Genomic DNA, 19,527 nt, shown 5'->3' on the forward strand with positions numbered 1-19,527 from the left:
CTACTTACTCGCAAAATGCGAATTTCACATTTTCATTGTTGGAATAATTGCATTTTGCAACGCTGTTTTTGTCATTGTGAAATCAGGCGATGCAGAAATTTACGGGCCGCTTCGCTGTTTTGTTTGGCAATCAGCATCTGCTTTTCATAAATCGGCATCGGCAATATCTCGAGCCAGCGCTGGCAGAGCCAGGCGGCATCTTCAAAGCGCTTGTCCGGATAGAGCTCATCAAGCTCCGGATACTGCTCGAACACTTCCCGCAGGCGATTGACCAGCAGCTTGTCGTTGAAATCTGAGTGGGTGCTCGGCCAGTTGGGCAGCATCTCCACCTTGGCCCGGCGCAGGCCCATCTCGTCTGTTTCCATCTCGTGGATGCAGAAGCGCTCCAGTCCCAGCACCGTCACACCCAGCAGGCCATCATTGAGGGTGTAGAAGTCGGTCACCTTGACCCGGGTGCCCACCGGCAGAATGCGGCCGGATTGTCCCGAGGTGGTCGACTCTTCCATCACGATGCCAAAGCCCTGATCGTTGATGAATGACTCCTTGAGCATCTGCAGGTGGCGTGGCTCGAACAGACGCAGAGGAAGCTTGCCGCCCGGCAGTATGTGGGAAGGCAAGGGGAACAGTGCCAAAGGTTGTAGTTTCATGTTCCATCCTCCATTGAGTAGTTGCTGAATATGACAATGCAGCGACTGTGCCAGAGAATGAAAAAAGCCACCGGAGGGTGGCTTTTCGGGAGGTTGAGGGCGCTTAGTTGCGCTGCTCCAGATACATGACAGCCGCTTCCACGCGGCTTTGTGCCTCGAGTTTCTTCAGCAGGCTCTTCACGTGAACCTTGACCGTTCCCTCGGAGATATGGAGTACCGAGGCGACCTGTTTGTTGGAGAGGCCTTTTGCAATTTCGCGCAGGATTTGCATTTCGCGACGCGTTAAGCTTTCCAGCTTCTGCTGCAGGTGATCCAGCTCGTAGATGTTTTCGAGATAGGGGCGCAGCGGCTCGCTCAGGATCTGTTTACCCGTCATCACGTCGGCCAGCTGGGTCAGCAGCAGATCAGGTTCGGTATCCTTGAGCAGATAGCCATCGGCACCGGCCTTAAGCAAAGCCACCACATCCTGACGGGCATCGGAGACGGTGAGGATCACCACCCGGGAGGTGATCTCTTCGGCCCGCAGCGCCTTGAGGGTATCGAGGCCGGAGAGCCCCTTCATGTTGAGGTCGAGCAGGATCAGATCCGGCTCGGACTCTTTGGCCAGCGCCACGGCATCTGTGCCGTTGGAGGCTTCACCGGTCACCTCCATGTTCTCTTCCAGAGCCAGCAGCTGCACAATCCCTTTGCGCATGAGGGGATGGTCATCTACGACCAGAACTGTGTATTTCATCTCGTCCATCAGGCGTCTCTCGTTAGACTGGTGGGAAAGGTCAGATGCACGCAGGTGCCTTGTGGTTGCTGCTCGTTGATGGTCAGCAGACCGTGCAGTTTGCTGGCGCGCTCGTTCATGATGCTCAACCCGTAATGGTTGATCGCCGAGCTGGCGAGTCCGATCCCGACACCGTCATCTGAAATCTGAACCTCAATGTTACCACTGGCGAGGGTCTCACAGCTAACATCAATCACTTGCGCGTTGGCATGTTTGATGGCATTGAGCACTGCCTCACGGATCAACTGCAAAATGTGGATATGCTGGCCCGCCTCCAAGTCGTTGTCGGCCAGTCCGTAATGGAACCGGATTTCGGCCTGGGTCTGAGGCTGCAGTTGATCAAGCATGACGCGGATCGCTTCCCCCAGATTGGCATCGCCAATGGTGAGACGGAAGGTACCGAGCAGTTCGCGCAACTGGGTATAGGCATTGCTAAGCCCCTCGTCGATCTGCTGCATCGCCTCCTGCGCCTTGTCATGCTGCCCCTTGGCGTAAGAGCGCTTGAGCAGGGTGGACTGGATCTTGAGATAGGAGAGGGCTTGCGCCAGCGAGTCGTGCAGCTCGCGGGCGATCACCGCCCGCTCCTCCATCAGCAGCAGTCGCTGCTGTTGCAGCAGGGTCTGGTCTTTGTGCAGCACCTGAGCCAGCAGCATGGTGAAGTTTTTAATCAACCGCTCATCGATGGGGTGTTGGCTGATGATGTCGAGGCGGCCGAACTCCTGCTCATCCATCTGCAGATAAAAGCTGGCGACCGCATCGAGATCGCCGGGCCAGCCGGTGCGCCCAGAGATGTAGACCGGCATGGCGTTGTGCTCGAAGCGGGTCAGCCGGATATGGTCGATATGCTGGTGGGCGGCAGCGCGGTCCAGCAGTTTGATGAGGGTACGGGTACTGAGCGGGGCAGCATGCAGCTTCTGGGCGGTCGAGTAGAGAAACGAGAGGGTGTCGTTGGCCTGTTGCAGCTTGGCGGTTTTCTCTTCCACCTTGTTTTCCAGCTCCCGATAGAGCTTGCCCAGCTCGTCGGCCATGGTGACGAAGGCGCGCGACAGCTCCCCCAGCTCGTTTTCGCCGTGGGCGGGCAGCTTAAGATCGAAATCCTGCCGCTGGATCTGGCGGGCACAGTAGACCAGCTGGTTGAGGGGGGCGACCACCTGCTGACGGGTGAAGCGCACCGTGAACCAGGCGATGGTGATGATGGCCAGCAGGCCGAGCCCCTCCGCAAGCGCCAGCATCCGCACCTTGAATTCCACGTGGTACTGCATCTGATTGACGAAATTGTCGATGGCCGCCACAAACTGCTCGGTGTTATCGGTGTACCGTCTGGGGGTACGATCCTCGATGTGCTGGCGCATCACCTGCCACTGGCCGAGCACCTCGCCATAGGTGCGACGCAGGGAGGCAGGAGTGATCCAGCGCTGGGTCTCCTGCAGCTCTTCGGCGTGCAGGGTCTCTTCAAACTGGGAGAGGCGCCCCAGCACGCTGTCGCCCCGCTCGATTTCGTAGGCCATCCGGTAGGCCTGCATCCGCAGCGAACCGGAGAGGTTGATCGCCTTGGCATCGGGTACCGAGTAGAAGAGGGTGACCATGGCGACCAGCGCGATCAGGCTGGCCATGAAGAGGATCAACACCATGGCGCGCCCGATGGCACTGCTGACCGAATGGACCCTGAACCGTTTTCCCATACTGATGCGCACCTCTGAATAGTGATAAGGACCCCGCAAGATGCGTGGGAGTGTACTCCAACTTGTGTTAGCATCGAAAAACTAGATGAACTCCGAGCGGTTTTGCCTAAGTCCTAGCGATAGGGGGAAACCAGCCGTCAGCCGACGTTCGAGCTGTAAGGGTCAGGAAAGAAATGCCCTGGCCTCCCGTATTTGGAAAGGTGTTTATGTTGCCACTTGAAGATGGTTTTTCCCGTCGTTTTTACTATTTGCGTCTGTCAGTGACCGATGTGTGCAATTTCCGTTGCACCTATTGCCTGCCTGACGGCTATCGCCCCCCGGAAGGTCACAAAGCGGGGCGTCAACCCTTTCTCTCGATTGACGAGATCCGCCGCGTGGTCAGCGGTTTTGCCGCCATGGGCACCCGCAAGGTGCGCATCACGGGGGGCGAGCCCTCCCTGCGCCGCGATTTCACCGAGATCGTCAAGGTGATTGCCACCACCCCGGGTATCGAGAAGGTCGCTATGACCACCAACGGCTATCGCCTGAAGGAGCGGGCCCAGGAGTGGTTTGATGCCGGACTCAACGCGCTGAATGTCAGTGTCGACAGTCTCGACCCGCGCCAGTTTCATCAGATCACCGGTGAGAACAAGCTGGCCGAGGTGATGGAGGGGATCGAAGCAGCACTGGCCGCCGGTTTCAAATCGGTGAAGATCAATGCTGTGCTGCTCAAGGGGCTCAACGACTGCCAGCTTGATGCCTTTCTGGGCTGGATCAGGCACAAGCCCATCGAGCTGCGCTTTATCGAGCTGATGCAGACCGGCGAGATGGATACCCTGTTTCGTGACCACCATGTCAGCGGGGAGCAGATCAAACAGCGCTTGCTGGAGAGCGGCTGGGTGCAGCAGTTGCGGGGCACGGATGACGGTCCGGCGCAGGTATTCATGCATCCGGAATCGCAGGGTGGAGTGGGGCTCATCATGCCCTACAGCAAGGATTTCTGTGCCGGTTGCAACCGGCTGCGGGTCTCCTCGCTGGGGAAGCTGCATCTGTGCCTGTTTGGCGACAACGGCATCGACCTGCGGGATCTGCTCGGCGCAGATGGGCAATCTGATGAGCTGCAACAGCGCATTCGCGCGGCACTGGCGGGCAAGAGTGCCACCCATCGTCTCCATGAGGGCAATGCCGGTATCACCCCTCATCTCGCCTCGATCGGCGGATAACCGCAAAAATCGCCAACGATTAAATAGCAATCCTCACATGGAGGTATTTTAACCGATACCTCCTTTTTTATTGCGCTGCAAGGCTTTGATCTGGCGCAAGAATCCCCCCTGTTTATCTCCCTGGTGGTATATCCCTTACCTTGTCAGGGCCGCAATATACACCCACTCTTATAATTGGTATCAAGAATGCCAATCATGGACTCGCACTGTCCCCTTTTTCACCAGAACAGGAGTCAACATGCCGGATGAGATCGATCTTGCCCGCCGCGGCCTGTTCCGGGGGCGGCTGAGAACTGCCGAACCGCCGGTGCAGTTGCCCTGGTCAGTCAACTGGTCGGCATTTGTCGCCGACTGCACCCGCTGCGGGGATTGTCTGGCCGCCTGTCCGGAGCAGATCCTGGTGAATGGCGAGGGCGGTTTTCCGGTGGTCGATTTCCAGCGTGGCGAGTGCACCTTCTGCACCGAGTGCGTCACGGTCTGCAAGGTGCCCCTGTTTCGCCTGACCAGCGAGTCCCCCTGGCACTATAAGGCCCATATCGAAGCCAACTGTCTGGCCAATGGTCAGGTGTTCTGCCAGCGCTGTCAGGACAGCTGCGAGCCCAATGCCATTCGCTTTATTCCGGTGCTGGGGCGCGTGCCCACCCCGACGGTGGAGCCGGATCGCTGTAATGGCTGCGGCGCCTGTGTGCAGGATTGTCCGGTTGGCAGCATCAAGGTCGATGGGCGAGCCGCCCCATCCGGTGGTGCGAGCCAGTCCACCCTCAAGCAGGAGTCAGAATGAGTCAGAAGCCGTGTGACACAGAAGCCACAATGGATCAGGAGTTCCATGTATCGAGTCTGGTGGTGCTGACCCAGCCCCCCTTGCGCCATCTGCTCGCCGAGCAGATTGGCGCCCTTGAAGGGGCCGAGATCCACGCCGTCAGTGACGAGGGCAAGCTGATCGTGACCCTGGAAGGTCCGAGTCAGCGGCCGATTATGGCGGCCATTGATGCGATACAGGCGATGCCGGGTGTGCTCTCAGCCGCCCTGATTTACCACCAGTTCGATGAACTGGGCGATCACTGAAAAGAGTGATGGGATGCCGGGCGTGCCCTCTACCGCTGATGGCTGGCTCCCGTTCGACAGATTCGACAACTATTACGCGATAAGCAATGTGAGGATATGCCATGAAGCTGAGTCGACGCGACTTTATGAAGGCCAACGCGGTGGCAGCTGCCGCAGCCGTGGCCGGTGTCAGTGCCCCCACGCTGGCAGCCAATCTCATCACCAGTACCGACAAGACTGCCATCCATTGGGATAAGGCTCCCTGCCGCTTCTGTGGTACCGGCTGCTCTGTGCTGGTGGGCTCTCAGGATGGTCGGGTTGTAGCGACTCAGGGCGACCCCGATGCGCCGGTCAACCGTGGCCTCAACTGCATCAAGGGCTACTTCCTCTCCAAGATCATGTATGGCCAGGATCGCCTCACCCAGCCGATGCTGCGGATGAAGAACGGCCAGTTCGACAAGGATGGCGACTTCGCCCCCATCAGCTGGGAGCAGGCGTTCGACATCATGGCCGAGAAGTTCAAGGCGACCCTGAAAGAGAAGGGGCCGACCGCTGTCGGCATGTTCGGCTCCGGCCAGTGGACCGTCTGGGAAGGCTACGCTGCCGCCAAGCTGATGAAGGCCGGTTTCCGCTCCAACAACATTGACCCCAATGCTCGTCACTGTATGGCCTCTGCGGTCGTCGGCTTTATGCGTACCTTCGGCATGGACGAGCCGATGGGTTGCTACGACGATATCGAGCAGGCCGATGCATTCGTGCTGTGGGGCTCCAACATGGCCGAGATGCACCCCATCCTCTGGTCGCGGATGTCCGATCGCCGTCTCTCCAATCCGGATGTGCAGGTGCACGTGCTCTCGACCTTCGAGCACCGCAGCTTCGAGCTGGCGGACAACGGCATGGTGTTCACCCCGCAGACCGATCTGGCGATCCTCAACTATGTCGCCAACTACATCATCCAGAACGACAAGGTGAACTGGGACTTCGTCAACAAGCACACCGTGTTCAAGAAGGGGGTCACCGACATCGGTTACGGCCTGCGCCCGACTGATCCGCTGCAGCAGAAAGCGAAGAACCCGGACAGCGGCGATGCCACTCCGATGAGCTTCGAGGAGTTTGCCAAGTTCGTGGCGGATTACGATGTGGAGTCGGTCTCCAAGCTCTCCGGCGTCTCCAAAGAGAAGCTGGAAAAGCTGGCCAAGCTCTATGCCGACCCGGGCAAGAAGGTGGTCTCTTACTGGACCATGGGTTTCAACCAGCATACCCGTGGCGTCTGGGCCAACAACCTCTGCTACAACATCCACCTGCTGACCGGCAAGATCTCCGAGCCGGGTAATGGTCCTTTCTCACTGACCGGCCAGCCCTCTGCCTGTGGCACCGCGCGTGAAGTGGGTACCTTTGCCCACCGTCTGCCTGCCGACATGGTGGTGACCGAGCCCAAGCACCGCGCCATTGCCGAGCAGATCTGGAAACTGCCGGAGGGGACCATTCCCGACAAGGTGGGTTTCCACGCCGTGCTGCAGGATCGCATGCTCAAAGATGGCAAGCTCAACGCCTACTGGGTGATGTGTAACAACAACATGCAGGCCGGCCCCAACATGAATACCGATCGCCTGCCTGGCTATCGCGATCCGCGCAACTTCATCGTGGTCTCCGACCCGTACCCGACCGTCACAGCCCAGGCCGCTGACCTCATTCTGCCTACCGCCATGTGGGTGGAGAAAGAGGGGGCCTACGGCAACGCCGAGCGCCGCACCCAGTTCTGGCACCAGCAGGTGAAAGCGCCGGAAGGGGCCAAGTCCGACTTGTGGCAGCTGATGGAGTTCTCCAAGCGCTTCAAGGTTGAGGAAGTGTGGCCGGCTGAGCTGATTGCCAAGATGCCGGAAGTGAAGGGCAAAACCCTGTTCGATGTGCTCTATGCCAACGGTCAGGTCAACCAGTTCCCGAAAGAGCAGAGTAAGGGGATGCTGAACGACGAAGCCGAACACTTCGGGTTCTACGTTCAGAAGGGCTTGTTCGAGGAGTACGCCACCTTCGGTCGTGGCCACGGTCACGATCTGGCACCGTTCGATCAGTACCACGAAGCCCGTGGTCTGCGCTGGCCTGTGGTAGATGGCAAAGAGACCCTGTGGCGCTATCGCGAAGGGTTCGACCCCTATGTGAAAGCGGGCGAGGGGGTACGTTTTTATGGCAAGCCCGATGGCAAGGCGGTCATCTTCGCCCTGCCGTTCGAGCCCGCCGCCGAGTCGCCCGATAAAGAGTACGATCTGTGGCTCTCCACCGGCCGCGTGCTGGAGCACTGGCACACCGGCACCATGACCCGTCGGGTGCCCGAGCTCTATCGCGCCTTCCCGGATGCGGTGCTCTTCATGCACCCGGACGATGCCAAGGCTCGCGGCGTGCGTCGTGGTGAAGAGGTGATCGTCTCCTCCCGCCGTGGCGAGGTGAAGACCCGGGTCGAGACCCGTGGTCGCAACCGTCCGCCGAAAGGACTGGTCTTCATGCCCTTCTTTGATGCGAGCCAGCTGGTCAACAAGCTGACCCTGGACGCCACCGATCCGCTCTCGAAAGAGACCGATTACAAGAAGTGCGCCGTCAAGGTGATGAAGGCTTAAGGCGGGGGAGTGCGAGATGAGTCGTAGTCGTCGCCAGTTTCTGGCCGACATGGCCAAGGGGGCCTGCGGTGTGGGCCTGCTTGGCGTGGGGCTCGGTGGCGTGGCCCGCCAGCAGGCACAAGCTGTGCCTGCCCAGGCGCTGCGTCCGCCCGCCGCCCTCGATGAAGCAGAGTTTCTCGGCGCCTGCGTGCGTTGCGGGCTCTGCGTCGAGGCGTGCCCCTACGACACTCTCAAGCTCGCCCGGCTGTTTGACCCTGTGACCACTGGCACCCCCTATTTCAAGGCGCGTGCCGTGCCCTGCGAGATGTGTGATGACATCCCTTGCGTGGTGGCCTGCCCGAGCGGGGCGCTGGATCAGCAGATGACCGACATCGATCAGGCCCGGATGGGGGTAGCAGTGCTCATCGATCACGAGACCTGTCTCAACTATCTGGGGCTGCGCTGCGATGTCTGTTATCGGGTCTGCCCGCTGATTGACAAGGCGATCACTCTTGAGCTGCAGCATAACCAGCGTACCGGCAAACACGCCATGTTCCTGCCCACGGTGCACAGCGATATTTGTACCGGCTGTGGCAAGTGCGAGCACGCCTGCGTGCTGGAGGAGGCGGCCATCAAGGTGGTGCCACGCCAGCTCGCCAAGGGGGAGCTGGGTCATCACTACCGGCTCGGCTGGGAAGAGAAGGCCAAGGCGGGGAACAAGTCGCTCATCGGCGACAGACTCACCCTGCCCACCCGCAAACCGGAGGGGTTATGAGTCGTTATCCGGGGGAAGAGGCTCGCATCAAGCTGGGGTGGTGGCGCGCCCACCGCTTCCTGCTGTTGCGTCGGCTGAGTCAGCTCAGTGTGCTCGGGCTGTTTTTGCTGGGGCCGCTGGCGGGCATCTGGATCCTCAAGGGCAACCTCTCCAGCTCGCTGTTGCTGGAGACGGTGCCGCTGACCGATCCCCTCACGCTGTTGCAGTCGCTGGCGGCGGGTCACTGGCCCATCACCACTCTCTGGCTGGGGGCTGCCATTGTGCTGGCCGGTTACTGGCTGGTTGGGGGGCGAGTGTTCTGCTCCTGGGTCTGTCCGGTCAACCTCATCACGGATGCGGCGGCCTGGCTCAGGGGGCGACTTGGTCTCAAGGGCAATGGTCAGTTCAGCCGTGCGACCCGCTACTGGCTGCTGGCCATGGTGCTGGTGGTGCCAGCGGTGGTCGGCGTGATGGCGTGGGAGCTGGTCAATCCGGTGTCGCTCGCCATGCGCGGTCTGCTGTTTGGCATGGGGGCGGGCTGGGCTCTGCTGGCGGCGCTATTCCTGTTCGATCTCTTCGTGGTTGAGCGGGGCTGGTGCGGTCATCTCTGTCCGGTGGGGGCCTTCTATGCCTTGGTCAACCGGGTCGGATTTATCAAGATTTCTGCCAAGGGGCGCGAGCGGTGCAACAACTGCATGGATTGTTATGCGGTCTGCCCGGAGCGTCCCATCCTGCGCGGGCCTGTTCACGGTGCCAAGCGCGGTCACGGGCCCTTGATTGCGGCTCAGGAGTGTACCAACTGTGGCCGCTGCATCGATGTCTGCGCGGAACAAGTTTTTGAAATCACTGTAGGTTTTGCCGTCAAGGCAGAAAAAACGTCGGAGAACAAATAATGAAAAAGCTGATTGGAGCAATGCTGGCCTGCCTGATGGCGGGATCCTTGATGGCAGCGGCACCCGAGATCACCAACAGTACCGGTGGCCTCAAGTCCGAGCGTGGCGCCACCGATCTGGTGACCGATGCCACCGCCGCGCCCCTGAAAAACTTCCGCAAGGATGGCGCGCCCTACGATCGCCAGTACATGCATCAGCCGCCGCTGATCCCCCACGACATTCGCAACTATGAGGTGGACACCAAGGTCAACAAGTGCCTGGCTTGCCACAGCTTCAAGAATGCCAGCGCCATGAAGGCCCCCAAGATCAGTCCGACTCACTTCGAGACCCGCGACGGCCTGACCCTGGGTGAAGTGTCGCCGCGTCGCTACTTCTGCCTGCAGTGCCATGTGCCGCAAGCGGATGCCAAGCCGCTGGTGGAAAATACCTTTAAACCGGTTGAAGCGCTGAACTGAGGAATCCATAGATGAAATTACCCGGCTTTATCCAGCGTCTGTGGACCACCTTCAAGTCACCATCGAAGGCGGCTCTCTGGGTCATCTTGCTGATGGGCTTCTTCGGTGGCGTGATTTTCTGGGGTGGTTTCAACACCGCCATGGAAGCATCCAACACCGAGGCCTTCTGCACCAGCTGTCACGAGATGAAGGACAACGTGTTCGAGGAGTATCGCGACACCATCCACTACGCCAACCGCTCCGGCGTGCGGGCCAGCTGCCCGGATTGCCACGTGCCCCATGAGTGGACCTACAAGATCATCCGCAAGGTGCAGGCCTCCAAGGAGCTGTGGGGCATGATCACCGGCAAGGTGGATACCCGTGAGAAGTTCGAGTCGCACCGGCGCGAGATGGCGGAGCGGGAGTGGCAACGAATGAAAGAGACCGATTCGCGCGAGTGCCGCAACTGCCACAACTTCGAGTACATGGACTTCTCCCTGCAGGGGCAGCGTGCCGCCAAGATGCACTCTACCAATCTGGCCAGTGGTGAAAGTACCTGCATCGACTGTCACAAGGGGATTGCGCACCAGCTGCCCGACATGACCGGGGTGAAAGGGTTCTGATCCTGCGACGACAGGCCGGGTTTGCCCGGCCTGCGTTTTGTTCATATATGGGACAAGCATCAGATTTGTGTGTCTTTTAAATCCCATATCTCGTGAAACCTTTGATAGAATCAGCCCGCCGTCACACGCTTGAGCAAGTTGGTCACCCCTGTCTGCGTCCGTTTTTGTGCTCTGACAGCTGGCCTCTCATACCCCTTCTCTTCCTGCCTCGTTGACGGCCCATAGCCACAAGGAGCTGCCCGATGGGACAGAAACACAACGCATTTATTCCCCTCAAGATCGCCGTGCTGACGGTTTCCGACAGCCGCACTGCCGCCGATGACAGCTCGGGCGACTATCTGGTCTCGGCCCTTACCGACGCGGGCCATCTGCTGGCCGATCGGGCGCTCTGCCCGGACAACCTGTTTCGCATTCGAGCCCAGGTGAGCGAGTGGATCGCCGATGAAGGGGTGCAGGTGGTGCTGATTAACGGCGGTACCGGCTTCAATGAACAGAACCGGGTACCGGAAGCGGTCGGTGTGCTGTTCGAGCGCACCGTACAGGGTTTTGGCGAGATGTTCCGTCAACTCTCTTTTGCCGAGATTAAAGGCTCCGCCATGCAGAGCCGTGCGCTGGCGGGACTCGCCAATCGCACCCTGATCTGCTGTCTGCCGGGCTCCACCGGCGCCTGTCAGCTGGGTTGGGAGCAACTGATCCGCGATCAGCTCGATGCCCGCACCAAGCCGTGCAACTTTGTCTCCCACCTCTGAGAGCAAACGATGAACCAGACAGATACCAAGCAGACCCAGCCCAACCTGACGCATCTGAACCAGAGCGGCGAAGCCCATATGGTGGATGTGACCGACAAGCAGGTGACCGAGCGCGAAGCCCGCGCCGAGGCGTTTGTTGCCATGGCCCCCGAGACGCTGGCGCTGATCCTGAGCGGCCAGCACCACAAGGGTGACGTGTTCGCCACCGCCCGCATCGCTGGCATCATGGCCGCCAAGAAGACCTCTGATCTTATCCCCCTCTGCCATCCGCTGGCCTTGACCAAAGTCGAGGTGGAGATAGTGCCGCTGGCCGAGCAGCACAAGGTGCATATCCGCACCCTCTGCAAGCTCTCCGGCAAGACCGGGGTGGAGATGGAGGCCCTGACCGCCGCGTCGGTAGCGGCGCTGACCATCTACGACATGTGCAAGGCGGTGCAAAAGGACATGGTGATCGAACAGGTGCGGCTGGTAGAGAAAAAGGGCGGCAAGTCCGGCCATTTTCAGCTGGGGTCAAATAGCGGGGAGCAAGCATGATCAAGGTACTGTTTTTTGCGCAAGTAAGAGAGCTGATTGCCTGTGATGAGCTGAGCCTGCCGTGCGACTATGCCACTGCCGAACAACTGCGCGCGGCGCTCTGTGAACGCGGCGACAAGTGGGCGTTGGCTCTCGAGGCTGGCAAACTGCTGGTGGCGGTCAACCAGACCCTGGTGCCCCTCGATACCCCCATCAACGATGGCGATGAGGTGGCCTTCTTCCCGCCGGTGACCGGAGGTTAAGGATGAGCGAGGCAATCATGACCGATCGCATTCTGGTGCAGCGGGAAGATTTCTCGCTGGCGGACGAATATGCCCGCCTCGCCACCCGCGCCGACAGTGGCGCCATCGTCACTTTTGTTGGCAAGGTGCGCGACTTCAATCAGGGGGAGGAGGTGAAGGGGCTGGCCCTCGAGCACTACCCTGGTATGACCGAGAAGGCGCTGGCCGATATCGTGCAGGAGGCCCGCCGCCGCTGGCCGCTGCAGGAGTGTACCCTCATTCATCGTATCGGCGAGCTGTGGCTTGGCGATCAGATCGTGCTGGTGGCGGTGAGCAGTGCCCACCGCGACGCCGCCTTTGATGCCTGTCACTTCATCATGGATTTCTTGAAAACCCGGGCGCCGTTCTGGAAAAAAGAGCTGACCGCCGAGGGTGTGCAACGCTGGGTCGAGGCGCTTGATCGCGACAACGCCGCCGCTGCCCGCTGGCAAGCCTGAGCTGTTCATCACGAGGGGCGCAGGTTCAACGGGAACCACGGCCCCGCCAAGGGGCGCGGATGTGCGGGCCCCATCAGGAGAAAGGGAATGAAACCGCTGTTATCTGTTGTCATCGTAGGCGTCTGCGCCGCCACCTTGCATACCGGTGCCGTGCAGGCTGATGAAGTTAAAGTGGCCGTGGCGGCCAACTTCAAGGGCACCATAGATCGTATTGGCAAGGAGTTTACCGCCAAGACCGGCCACACCCTGGCCATCTCGTCTGCCGCCACCGGAGTGCTCTACACCCAGATCAGTCACGGCGCACCGTTCGACCTCTTCCTCTCCGCCGATGCGGCGACCCCCGAGAAGCTGGAAAAAGAGGGCAAGGGGAGCGATCGCTTCACCTACGCCATCGGCCAGCTGGGGCTGTGGAAGAAGGGGGGGCCGGCCCCTGACGAGGCGACCCTGCGCAGTTGGAAAGGCAACCTCGCCATCGCCAATGCCCGCACTGCTCCCTATGGTGCTGCCGCCATGGCGACCCTCACCCATCTCAAAATCGATCCCAAGCAGTACCGGTTGCTGACCGGCGCCAACATCGGCCAGACCTGGCAATTTGTCGACACCGGCAATGCCGAGCTGGGCTTTGTCGCTTGGGCCAATCTGGTGGAAGCGGGCAAGACTGGTGAAGCCTGGGCAGTGCCTGCGAGCTTCTATCCCCCCATCGAGCAGCAGGGGCTGGTATTGAAAAAAGGCGCCGCGGTCGAGGCGCTGGTGGCCTGGCTCAAGGGGCCGGGTCAGGCGCAGATCAAGGCTGCGGGTTACGCCTTGCCCCAATAAGGGGATGGGCCTGATGCGATACCCTGAGTGGTCTGCCTTCGGGTCGGCCACTCTTTGCAATGAGGATAGAGACCATGCCGTTGGGGGCATTTATCAACCGGGAGGTCGGCAATGAGTGAAGGGGATCTGCTGGCGGTCTGGCTCACCCTGAAGCTTGCGGCCTGCACCACAGCGATTTTGCTGTTGCTGGCACCGCCGCTGGCCTGGTGGCTGTCGCGCAGTCAGAACCGGCTGCGGCCGCTGGTGGAGGCGCTGGTGGCGCTGCCGCTGGTGCTGCCGCCAACGGTGCTCGGTTTCTATCTGCTGCTGGCCTTCTCCCCCGAATATGGTTTCGGCGCCTGGTGGCGCGACACCTTTGGCGCCCCGCTCGCCTTCAGCTTTCTCGGCCTGCTGTTTGCCTCCATCCTCTATTCGCTGCCGTTCGTGGTGCAGCCGCTCACCTCCGCCTTCGTCAACATGGGCAACAAGGAGCTGGAAGCTGCTGCGACCCTGGGGCTCGGCCCGCTGGAGCGCTTCTTCCACATCATCTTGCCGATGACCCTGCCCAGCTTCGTGATGGCGGCAGCGCTGGGCTTTGCCCACACCCTGGGGGAGTTTGGCGTGGTGCTGATGATTGGCGGCAATATCCCCGGCGAGACCCAAGTGCTCTCCATCGCCCTGTTTGATCATGTGGAGGCGATGGATTACCGACAAGCCCACTATCTGGCGGGTGGCCTGATGGCCTTCTCGCTGGTGATGCTGGTGCTGGTCTACGGGGTGCTGCAGCGCCGACAGCGGAGAGTGTTTGGATGAACCAGCCCGCCACTATGCCGCCTGTGAACGTGCCGCACCGCCATGCCCTGAACCTCCATGTCCGGCGCGAGTTTGGCTCCTTTACCCTCGATTGCGCTCTGACCCTCGAGCTGGGGGGGATCCTCGGCCTGTTCGGCCCCTCCGGCTGCGGCAAGAGCACACTGCTGCGCATCATCGCTGGGCTCGATCGCCGAAGCGGGGATCGCTTGCGGTGGCGCGATCGGGAGTATGCTCAACTGCTGCCCGAAGCGCGCCGGATCGGGCTGGTGTTTCAGGACGCGCGGCTCTTCCTCCATCTGACGGTGCTCGGCAATCTGCAACTGGCGGCCCGCAAGGGGCGAGGGCGCTGGCAGCCCGAAGCGCTGGCGGCTCGGCTCGGTTTTGCCGATCTGCTGGGACAGCCTGCCCATGCCCTCTCTGGCGGTCAACGCCAGCGGGTAGCGCTGGGGCGGGCGCTGCTGGCCGAGCCTGATCTGCTGCTGCTCGATGAGCCTTTCTCGGCGCTCGATCGGCGCAGCCGCATCCATCAGGCCCATGTGCTCAAGGGGTTGCAGCAGGAGAGCGGCATCCCGATGATCTTCGTCAGCCACGCCATGGAGGAGGTGAGTTTGCTCTGCGATCAGCTGGTGCTGCTGGAAAGTGGCAGGGTGGAGGCGCAAGGCAGGCCGAGCGAGATTTTCGCCCGTACCGACCTGTCACTCGCCAGTCGCGACGATGCCGGGGTGATGCTGGATGCGACCTTGGCCCACTACGATGACGACGAACAGATGGCGACCCTACAGCTTGGTGAGCAGCAGTTGCGGGTCACCATGAACCATGTGCCGGACGAGAGTGGCCCCTTGCAGATCAAGGTGGCCGGGCGCGATGTGGTGATTGCCACAGCCCCCATCGAGCACTCCAGTCTCTCCAACTGTCTCGTCACCCGTCTGCTGGCGGTGCGCGAGGTGCGCCCCGGCCAGACCCTGTTGCAGTTGGCGCTGGGTCAGCAGATACTGCTGGCCCGGATCACCAGCCGCTCAGCCAGGCGGCTGGCGCTGGCGCCGGATCAGCAGATCTACGCTTATATCAAGGCGGTGAGTCTGGTCAGCGAAGGCTGATTGGGCGCCGTGCCGTGGCAGGATAACCACGGGTGACATAACAACAAGAGATGGTTCAGGTGATGAGTCGAGAGGCAATACACTGATGCGCCGCAATCAGGTGATGAAATTCAACGGTCTTGCCCTGCGCAGTGCGGGGGAGGGCCCCTTGCTGTTGCTGCTGCATGGGCTGGGCTCCTCCAGCCTCGACTGGCAGGCGCAGATCGAACGGTTTTCCGAGCACTACCGGGTGGTGGCGCTGGACTTGCGCGGCCACGGCCAGAGCATGCAGGAGGGGCCGTTCGATGTGGCGACCCTGGCAGACGATGTGGTGAACTGGCTCGATGCACAGCCAGAACCCGCCTGGGTGGTGGGATTGTCGCTGGGGGCCATGGTCGCGCTGGAGCTGGCGCTGCAACTGCCCCACAAGGTGCAGGGACTGGTGCTGGTCAACGGTTTTAGCGAGTTTCTGCTGGAGACCCCCAAAGAGCAGGAGCGTTACGCCCAGCGCCTCAAGTGGCTGCGCTGGTTTGGCATGCGCCCGCTCGCCTGGTGGCTGGGACGCGAGCTCTTCCCGGGCCCGGATCTGGCGCAGGTGCGCCATACCTTCCGGCTGCGTTTCGTGCGCAATAAAAAGAAAACCTACAAGGCGCTGCTGGAGGCGCTACCGGGCTGGTCGGTACGTGCCCGGCTCGGCGCCATCTGGCAGCCGGTGGCCATCATCTCCACCAGTCACGACTACCTGCCGCTGGCCAAACGGGTAGAGCAGTTTGCCGCCCTGCCCAACGCCACCATCCACACCCCCAACGGTCACCACGCCTGGCCCGCGGAAGATCCCTCGGGCTTTAATCACCTGTTGCAACGGATCCTCACGACCCATTGAGGAAGGGGTTGTTAGGTGCAGGTACCAAAAAGCCGAACCACAGGGTTCGGCTTTTTTGATCCCGTTTGCGTCAAGGATGGGAGCAGACGGGGCAGTCGGGGCGCTTGGGCAGCTTCATCTCGCGGAAAGTGCCGCTTAGGCTGTCGATCATCAGCAGACGGCCGCTGTAGCTTTTGCCCATGCCTGCCAAGAGTTTGATAGCTTCCAGTGCTTGCAGGCTGCCCACCAGCCCCACCACGGGAGCGAGCACTCCCGCCTCGACACAGGTGAGGGCCTGCTCGCCAAACAGGGCGCTGAGGCAGGCGTAGCAGGGCTCATCTTCCTGCCAGGTGAAGCTGCACAGCTGTCCCTCCAGCCGGATGGCGGCGCCGCTGACCAGTGGCACGCCATGCTGGCGTGCCTTTTGGTTGAGCAGGTTGCGAATGGCCAGGTTGTCGGTGCAATCGAGCACCAACTGATGTCGGGGCAGCTGGGTATCGAGCAGCGCCTCATCGGCCACGGCAGCGTGGGTCTCGACGTTGAGCCAGGGATTGAGGGCTCGCAGCGACTGGGCGGCAGAGTCCACCTTGTAGTGGCCAATGCGCTCATCGTTGTGCAACACCTGACGCTGCAGATTGGATAGCTCCACCTTGTCGAAATCGACCAGGGTGAGCTGGCCAACTCCGGCTACCGCCAGATACTGGCTGGCGGCGCAACCAAGGCCACCGGCACCGATCACCAGCACACGGGCCTGTTTGAGCGCCTCCTGCCCCTCGAAGTCGAAGGATTTGAGGATGATCTGGCGGTTGTAACGCAGCAGTTCGGCGTCGCTCAGGATCTCGCTCACAGCAGCAATCCCCCGAAGGGTTCGACGGTGACCGTCTCGCCCGCGGCGACGCGGCCCCGTTCCCGTTCAAGAACGATGTAGCAGTTGGCTCGCGACAGGGAGCTGAACACGGCGGAGTCCTGCGAGCCGGTGCTGCGCACCTCGAGGCCGTTTGGCCCTTGGCTCATGATGCCGCGCTGGAAGTCGAGTCGGCCCGGGCTCTTTTTGAGTGGCTCGGCCGCAATGGCTTGCAGCTGGAGCGGGCGCTCGAAGTGCTGGCCCGCCAGCTTGGCCAGCGCCGGTTGCACCAGCTGATCGAAGGTGACCATGGCGGAGACGGGGTTGCCCGGCAGGCCGAAGAACCAGGCGTGGGGCAGGCGGCCGAAGGCAAATGGCTTGCCCGGCTTGATGGCCAGCTTCCAGAAGCCAATCTCGCCGAGCTCGTCCAGCAGTTGTTTGGTGAAATCCGCTTCCCCTACCGAGACACCGCCGGTGGTGATGAGTACATCGGCCTCTTCATCGGCGCGGATAAAGGCGGCGCGCAGCTGGGCCGGATCGTCGGGGATGATGCCAAGGTCGAGGCAGTCGCAGCCCATGCGCGCCAGCATGGCCCGCACGCCATAGCGGTTGGAGTCATAGATATCGCCGTGGGCGAGCGGGGTACCGACCGGTTTGAGCTCATCGCCGGTGCTGAAGATGGCCACTTTCAGCGGTCGGCGTACCGGCACGGTCGCGATGCCGAGGGAGGCCAGCAGTGGCATTTCGCGCGGGGTGAGGCGAGTACCGGCTGGCAGCACGCAGGCGCCCTTGCCGATATCGCTGCCGGCGCGGCGGATATTCTGGCCCGGTTCGGGTTGTGCCAGAAAAGTGATCCGATCGCCGTCGGCCTGCGTTTCTTCCTGCATCACCACCGCATCTGTGCCTGCGGGAACCGGGGCGCCGGTCATGATCCGCACGCAGTGGCCGGCGGGCCACTCGCCCTGATAGGGCTGACCGGCAAACGCCTTGCCCGCCATGATGAGCGGGGTGCCGCTGGCGAGATCCGAAAGGCGCACGGCGTAACCGTCCATAGCGGAGTTGTCGAAGGGGGGCACGGCGAGGGGAGAGGCGATGTCGCTGGCAAGAACCCGGCCAAGGGCCTCTGGCAGGGGCAGTTGCTCGCTGTCGCAGCAGCAGGCGAGTTGTTCCAGCATCCCTTGCAGGGCATCGCTTAAGGGGAGTAGTCCGCTGGTATCAAATCCCATCGTCATGACCTCTTTCTATGATTGAAGGCGGGATTATCACAAAAATCCCCGGGGATGGGCAGGTTATCTCAAGGATTCTCGGGGTAATCGGCGCTGAAACGGGGTGAGATGGCCATAAAGTATGAGGTGACGCACAAGTTGACTTGAATCTTGGCGGCAATGGCCGTTTACTATGCCGCCATAACAGATGGCCGTCACATCCCGAGTGGGGGCCATTACAGCGATACCGTCGGCCCTGTACGCCGCCACAACATAAGGGGTTGCTTGATGAGCTGCCCTCACAGTCCCTGAGCGTGGGAGAGAAGATAATGACAACCTTAAGTCCGGAAGCCTTGCTGGTCAGGGCTGCCCTCGAAGCCCAGGGACTGGAAACCCCCCTGGTCACCAACGAGCTGAACAGCCAGCAGAAGCGGGAGAAGATCGAAGGCCATATGCGCTCCATCATGGAGACGCTGGGGCTGGATCTGGCCGATGACAGTCTGGCCGAGACACCGCACCGCATCGCCAAGATGTACGTCAACGAGATCTTCTCAGGCCTCGATTATTCCACCTTCCCCAAGGTGACGGTGATCGAGAACAAGATGCAGGTGGACGAAATGATCATGGTGCGGGACATCAGCCTCACCAGCACCTGCGAACACCACTTCGTCACCATCGACGGCATGGCCCATGTGGCCTATATCCCTCGCGGCAAGGTGATTGGCCTGTCGAAGATCAACCGTATCGTGCAGTTCTTCGCCCGTCGTCCCCAGGTGCAGGAGAGACTGACCCAGCAGATCCTGCTGGCGCTGCAGACCCTGCTCGGTACCAAGGACGTGGCCATCAGCATCCGGGCGACCCACTACTGCGTCAAGGCGCGCGGGGTGATGGATTCGACTTCCTATACCACCACCACCTCCCTCGGCGGGGTGTTCAAGACCCAGCCCGATACCCGGGCCGAATTTCTGGGCGGCCTGCGTGGATAAGATGGCGGTTGTTTTGTAACCGCCACGCTGAATAAACGAGACGCCAGCAGCCATTGCTGGCGTTTTTCATTGGTTCCGGATCAGAGTGGTGGCCTGCAACGGCTTGGCCCGTGCGGCTTGCCTTATGCAAACGTTATGTATTTTTTCGATTTATTCATCTGAGCAGTATATTTAATCGAGCACGATAAATCCCTCGTTTTCACCTTACAAAAAGTAACCGGACAGACTCTTTCCGAACCATCACAATCCGGTTACTCTAGCGCCCCCTCACGGCTCTCGCTGCCGCTCATGGAATTCAGAGAT

General features: G+C 61.0%; 22 protein-coding genes and 1 riboswitch. Of the genes, 17 read left to right on the forward strand and 5 right to left on the reverse strand.

Annotation, left to right across the window (positions count from 1 at the left end):
* Positions 1 to 71 precede the first annotated feature (71 nt).
* The 3 genes from G5182_RS03330 to narQ form a co-directional block, all read right to left on the reverse strand.
* Positions 72 to 647, reverse strand: a complete 576-nt coding sequence (locus tag G5182_RS03330; RefSeq protein ID WP_005334473.1) for an LON peptidase substrate-binding domain-containing protein — start codon at positions 645 to 647, stop codon at positions 72 to 74.
* 103 nt (positions 648 to 750) lie between these two features.
* Entirely contained in the window at positions 751 to 1,389 is a 639-nt protein-coding gene (gene narL / locus G5182_RS03335; RefSeq protein WP_204420481.1) for a two-component system response regulator NarL, read from the reverse strand.
* The gene (gene narQ, locus G5182_RS03340; RefSeq protein WP_201937096.1) at positions 1,389 to 3,101 is read right to left on the reverse strand and encodes a nitrate/nitrite two-component system sensor histidine kinase NarQ; all 1,713 of its coding nucleotides are present in this window, start codon (positions 3,099 to 3,101) and stop codon (positions 1,389 to 1,391) included. The genes narL and narQ overlap by 1 nt, the downstream gene beginning before the upstream one ends.
* Positions 3,102 to 3,179: 78 nt before the next feature.
* Positions 3,180 to 3,320: riboswitch (molybdenum cofactor riboswitch) on the forward strand.
* On the opposite strand from narQ, the gene moaA reads away from it, so the two are divergent.
* The 16 genes from moaA (at position 3,308) to G5182_RS03420 (ending at position 16,210) form a co-directional block, all read left to right on the forward strand.
* On the forward strand, positions 3,308 to 4,303 hold the full coding sequence (moaA, locus tag G5182_RS03345) for a GTP 3',8-cyclase MoaA (RefSeq protein ID WP_421230720.1): 996 nt from the start codon (positions 3,308 to 3,310) through the stop codon (positions 4,301 to 4,303). Its footprint overlaps the riboswitch before it by 13 nt.
* Positions 4,304 to 4,541: 238 nt before the next feature.
* Positions 4,542 to 5,084 (forward strand): ferredoxin-type protein NapF, encoded by a 543-nt coding sequence (gene napF / locus G5182_RS03350; protein WP_421254184.1) that lies wholly within the window; start codon positions 4,542 to 4,544, stop codon positions 5,082 to 5,084.
* Positions 5,085 to 5,113: 29 nt separating this feature from the next.
* Positions 5,114 to 5,368 (forward strand): chaperone NapD, encoded by a 255-nt coding sequence (locus G5182_RS03355; protein ID WP_421254216.1) that lies wholly within the window; start codon positions 5,114 to 5,116, stop codon positions 5,366 to 5,368.
* 101 nt (positions 5,369 to 5,469) lie between these two features.
* Positions 5,470 to 7,959, forward strand: a complete 2,490-nt coding sequence (gene napA, locus G5182_RS03360; RefSeq protein WP_421254185.1) for a nitrate reductase catalytic subunit NapA — start codon at positions 5,470 to 5,472, stop codon at positions 7,957 to 7,959.
* Between the two features lie 16 nt (positions 7,960 to 7,975).
* Positions 7,976 to 8,713 carry a ferredoxin-type protein NapG gene (napG, locus tag G5182_RS03365; RefSeq protein ID WP_139410605.1) on the forward strand — a complete coding sequence of 246 codons (738 nt, stop codon included), beginning with the start codon at positions 7,976 to 7,978 and terminating at the stop codon, positions 8,711 to 8,713.
* Positions 8,710 to 9,585 carry a quinol dehydrogenase ferredoxin subunit NapH gene (gene napH, locus G5182_RS03370; protein WP_421254186.1) on the forward strand — a complete coding sequence of 292 codons (876 nt, stop codon included), beginning with the start codon at positions 8,710 to 8,712 and terminating at the stop codon, positions 9,583 to 9,585. The genes napG and napH overlap by 4 nt, the downstream gene beginning before the upstream one ends.
* Positions 9,585 to 10,040, forward strand: coding sequence for a nitrate reductase cytochrome c-type subunit (locus G5182_RS03375; RefSeq protein WP_005334452.1), 456 nt, complete (start codon positions 9,585 to 9,587; stop codon positions 10,038 to 10,040). The genes napH and G5182_RS03375 overlap by 1 nt, the downstream gene beginning before the upstream one ends.
* A gap of 11 nt (positions 10,041 to 10,051) precedes the next feature.
* Positions 10,052 to 10,642, forward strand: a complete 591-nt coding sequence (locus G5182_RS03380) for a cytochrome c3 family protein (RefSeq protein WP_005353459.1) — start codon at positions 10,052 to 10,054, stop codon at positions 10,640 to 10,642.
* A 242-nt stretch (positions 10,643 to 10,884) separates the two neighbouring features.
* The gene (gene moaB, locus G5182_RS03385; protein ID WP_421254187.1) at positions 10,885 to 11,391 is read left to right on the forward strand and encodes a molybdenum cofactor biosynthesis protein B; all 507 of its coding nucleotides are present in this window, start codon (positions 10,885 to 10,887) and stop codon (positions 11,389 to 11,391) included.
* A 9-nt stretch (positions 11,392 to 11,400) separates the two neighbouring features.
* On the forward strand, positions 11,401 to 11,925 hold the full coding sequence (moaC, locus tag G5182_RS03390) for a cyclic pyranopterin monophosphate synthase MoaC (protein ID WP_421254188.1): 525 nt from the start codon (positions 11,401 to 11,403) through the stop codon (positions 11,923 to 11,925).
* Complete coding sequence (gene moaD / locus G5182_RS03395) at positions 11,922 to 12,167, forward strand: molybdopterin synthase sulfur carrier subunit (protein WP_204380864.1); 246 nt, start codon at positions 11,922 to 11,924, stop codon at positions 12,165 to 12,167. Before moaC ends, moaD begins: the two co-directional genes overlap by 4 nt.
* A gap of 2 nt (positions 12,168 to 12,169) precedes the next feature.
* Positions 12,170 to 12,643 carry a molybdopterin synthase catalytic subunit MoaE gene (moaE, locus tag G5182_RS03400; protein WP_106842662.1) on the forward strand — a complete coding sequence of 158 codons (474 nt, stop codon included), beginning with the start codon at positions 12,170 to 12,172 and terminating at the stop codon, positions 12,641 to 12,643.
* An 87-nt stretch (positions 12,644 to 12,730) separates the two neighbouring features.
* Positions 12,731 to 13,459: a molybdate ABC transporter substrate-binding protein gene (gene modA / locus G5182_RS03405; RefSeq protein WP_204380865.1), complete on the forward strand. Its 729-nt coding sequence runs from the start codon at positions 12,731 to 12,733 to the stop codon at positions 13,457 to 13,459.
* Positions 13,460 to 13,570: 111 nt separating this feature from the next.
* Positions 13,571 to 14,251, forward strand: a complete 681-nt coding sequence (modB, locus tag G5182_RS03410) for a molybdate ABC transporter permease subunit (RefSeq protein ID WP_005334429.1) — start codon at positions 13,571 to 13,573, stop codon at positions 14,249 to 14,251.
* Complete coding sequence (gene modC, locus G5182_RS03415; RefSeq protein ID WP_421254189.1) at positions 14,248 to 15,348, forward strand: molybdenum ABC transporter ATP-binding protein; 1,101 nt, start codon at positions 14,248 to 14,250, stop codon at positions 15,346 to 15,348. The genes modB and modC overlap by 4 nt, the downstream gene beginning before the upstream one ends.
* Before the next feature lie 85 nt (positions 15,349 to 15,433).
* On the forward strand, positions 15,434 to 16,210 hold the full coding sequence (locus G5182_RS03420; protein WP_371178078.1) for an alpha/beta fold hydrolase: 777 nt from the start codon (positions 15,434 to 15,436) through the stop codon (positions 16,208 to 16,210).
* A 70-nt stretch (positions 16,211 to 16,280) separates the two neighbouring features.
* On the opposite strand, the gene moeB is transcribed toward G5182_RS03420, so the two are convergent.
* Positions 16,281 to 17,036 carry a molybdopterin-synthase adenylyltransferase MoeB gene (gene moeB / locus G5182_RS03425; RefSeq protein WP_421254190.1) on the reverse strand — a complete coding sequence of 252 codons (756 nt, stop codon included), beginning with the start codon at positions 17,034 to 17,036 and terminating at the stop codon, positions 16,281 to 16,283.
* The gene (moeA, locus tag G5182_RS03430) at positions 17,033 to 18,259 is read right to left on the reverse strand and encodes a molybdopterin molybdotransferase MoeA (RefSeq protein WP_302054530.1); all 1,227 of its coding nucleotides are present in this window, start codon (positions 18,257 to 18,259) and stop codon (positions 17,033 to 17,035) included. Before moeA ends, moeB begins: the two co-directional genes overlap by 4 nt.
* Before the next feature lie 308 nt (positions 18,260 to 18,567).
* Here moeA and folE point away from each other — a divergent pair, with 308 nt between their 5' ends.
* On the forward strand, positions 18,568 to 19,224 hold the full coding sequence (folE, locus tag G5182_RS03435) for a GTP cyclohydrolase I FolE (RefSeq protein ID WP_158112399.1): 657 nt from the start codon (positions 18,568 to 18,570) through the stop codon (positions 19,222 to 19,224).
* The last annotated feature ends 303 nt before the right edge of the window (positions 19,225 to 19,527 follow it).

The organism is Aeromonas sp. 600948 (assembly GCF_049174875.1).
GTDB lineage: Bacteria > Pseudomonadota > Gammaproteobacteria > Enterobacterales > Aeromonadaceae > Aeromonas > Aeromonas veronii_A.

Excerpts from the sequence above, each read along its gene's own strand:
- G5182_RS03330 (WP_005334473.1), bottom strand. The coding sequence starts at position 647 with ATGAAACTACAACCTTTGGCACTGTTCCCCTTGCCTTCCCACATACTG.
- narL (WP_204420481.1), bottom strand. The coding sequence starts at position 1,389 with ATGGACGAGATGAAATACACAGTTCTGGTCGTAGATGACCATCCCCTC.
- narQ (WP_201937096.1), bottom strand. The coding sequence starts at position 3,101 with ATGGGAAAACGGTTCAGGGTCCATTCGGTCAGCAGTGCCATCGGGCGC.
- moaA (WP_421230720.1), top strand. The coding sequence starts at position 3,308 with ATGTTGCCACTTGAAGATGGTTTTTCCCGTCGTTTTTACTATTTGCGT.
- napF (WP_421254184.1), top strand. The coding sequence starts at position 4,542 with ATGCCGGATGAGATCGATCTTGCCCGCCGCGGCCTGTTCCGGGGGCGG.
- G5182_RS03355 (WP_421254216.1), top strand. The coding sequence starts at position 5,114 with ATGGATCAGGAGTTCCATGTATCGAGTCTGGTGGTGCTGACCCAGCCC.
- napA (WP_421254185.1), top strand. The coding sequence starts at position 5,470 with ATGAAGCTGAGTCGACGCGACTTTATGAAGGCCAACGCGGTGGCAGCT.
- napG (WP_139410605.1), top strand. The coding sequence starts at position 7,976 with ATGAGTCGTAGTCGTCGCCAGTTTCTGGCCGACATGGCCAAGGGGGCC.
- napH (WP_421254186.1), top strand. The coding sequence starts at position 8,710 with ATGAGTCGTTATCCGGGGGAAGAGGCTCGCATCAAGCTGGGGTGGTGG.
- G5182_RS03375 (WP_005334452.1), top strand. The coding sequence starts at position 9,585 with ATGAAAAAGCTGATTGGAGCAATGCTGGCCTGCCTGATGGCGGGATCC.
- G5182_RS03380 (WP_005353459.1), top strand. The coding sequence starts at position 10,052 with ATGAAATTACCCGGCTTTATCCAGCGTCTGTGGACCACCTTCAAGTCA.
- moaB (WP_421254187.1), top strand. The coding sequence starts at position 10,885 with ATGGGACAGAAACACAACGCATTTATTCCCCTCAAGATCGCCGTGCTG.
- moaC (WP_421254188.1), top strand. The coding sequence starts at position 11,401 with ATGAACCAGACAGATACCAAGCAGACCCAGCCCAACCTGACGCATCTG.
- moaD (WP_204380864.1), top strand. The coding sequence starts at position 11,922 with ATGATCAAGGTACTGTTTTTTGCGCAAGTAAGAGAGCTGATTGCCTGT.
- moaE (WP_106842662.1), top strand. The coding sequence starts at position 12,170 with ATGAGCGAGGCAATCATGACCGATCGCATTCTGGTGCAGCGGGAAGAT.
- modA (WP_204380865.1), top strand. The coding sequence starts at position 12,731 with ATGAAACCGCTGTTATCTGTTGTCATCGTAGGCGTCTGCGCCGCCACC.
- modB (WP_005334429.1), top strand. The coding sequence starts at position 13,571 with ATGAGTGAAGGGGATCTGCTGGCGGTCTGGCTCACCCTGAAGCTTGCG.
- modC (WP_421254189.1), top strand. The coding sequence starts at position 14,248 with ATGAACCAGCCCGCCACTATGCCGCCTGTGAACGTGCCGCACCGCCAT.
- G5182_RS03420 (WP_371178078.1), top strand. The coding sequence starts at position 15,434 with ATGCGCCGCAATCAGGTGATGAAATTCAACGGTCTTGCCCTGCGCAGT.
- moeA (WP_302054530.1), bottom strand. The coding sequence starts at position 18,259 with ATGGGATTTGATACCAGCGGACTACTCCCCTTAAGCGATGCCCTGCAA.
- folE (WP_158112399.1), top strand. The coding sequence starts at position 18,568 with ATGACAACCTTAAGTCCGGAAGCCTTGCTGGTCAGGGCTGCCCTCGAA.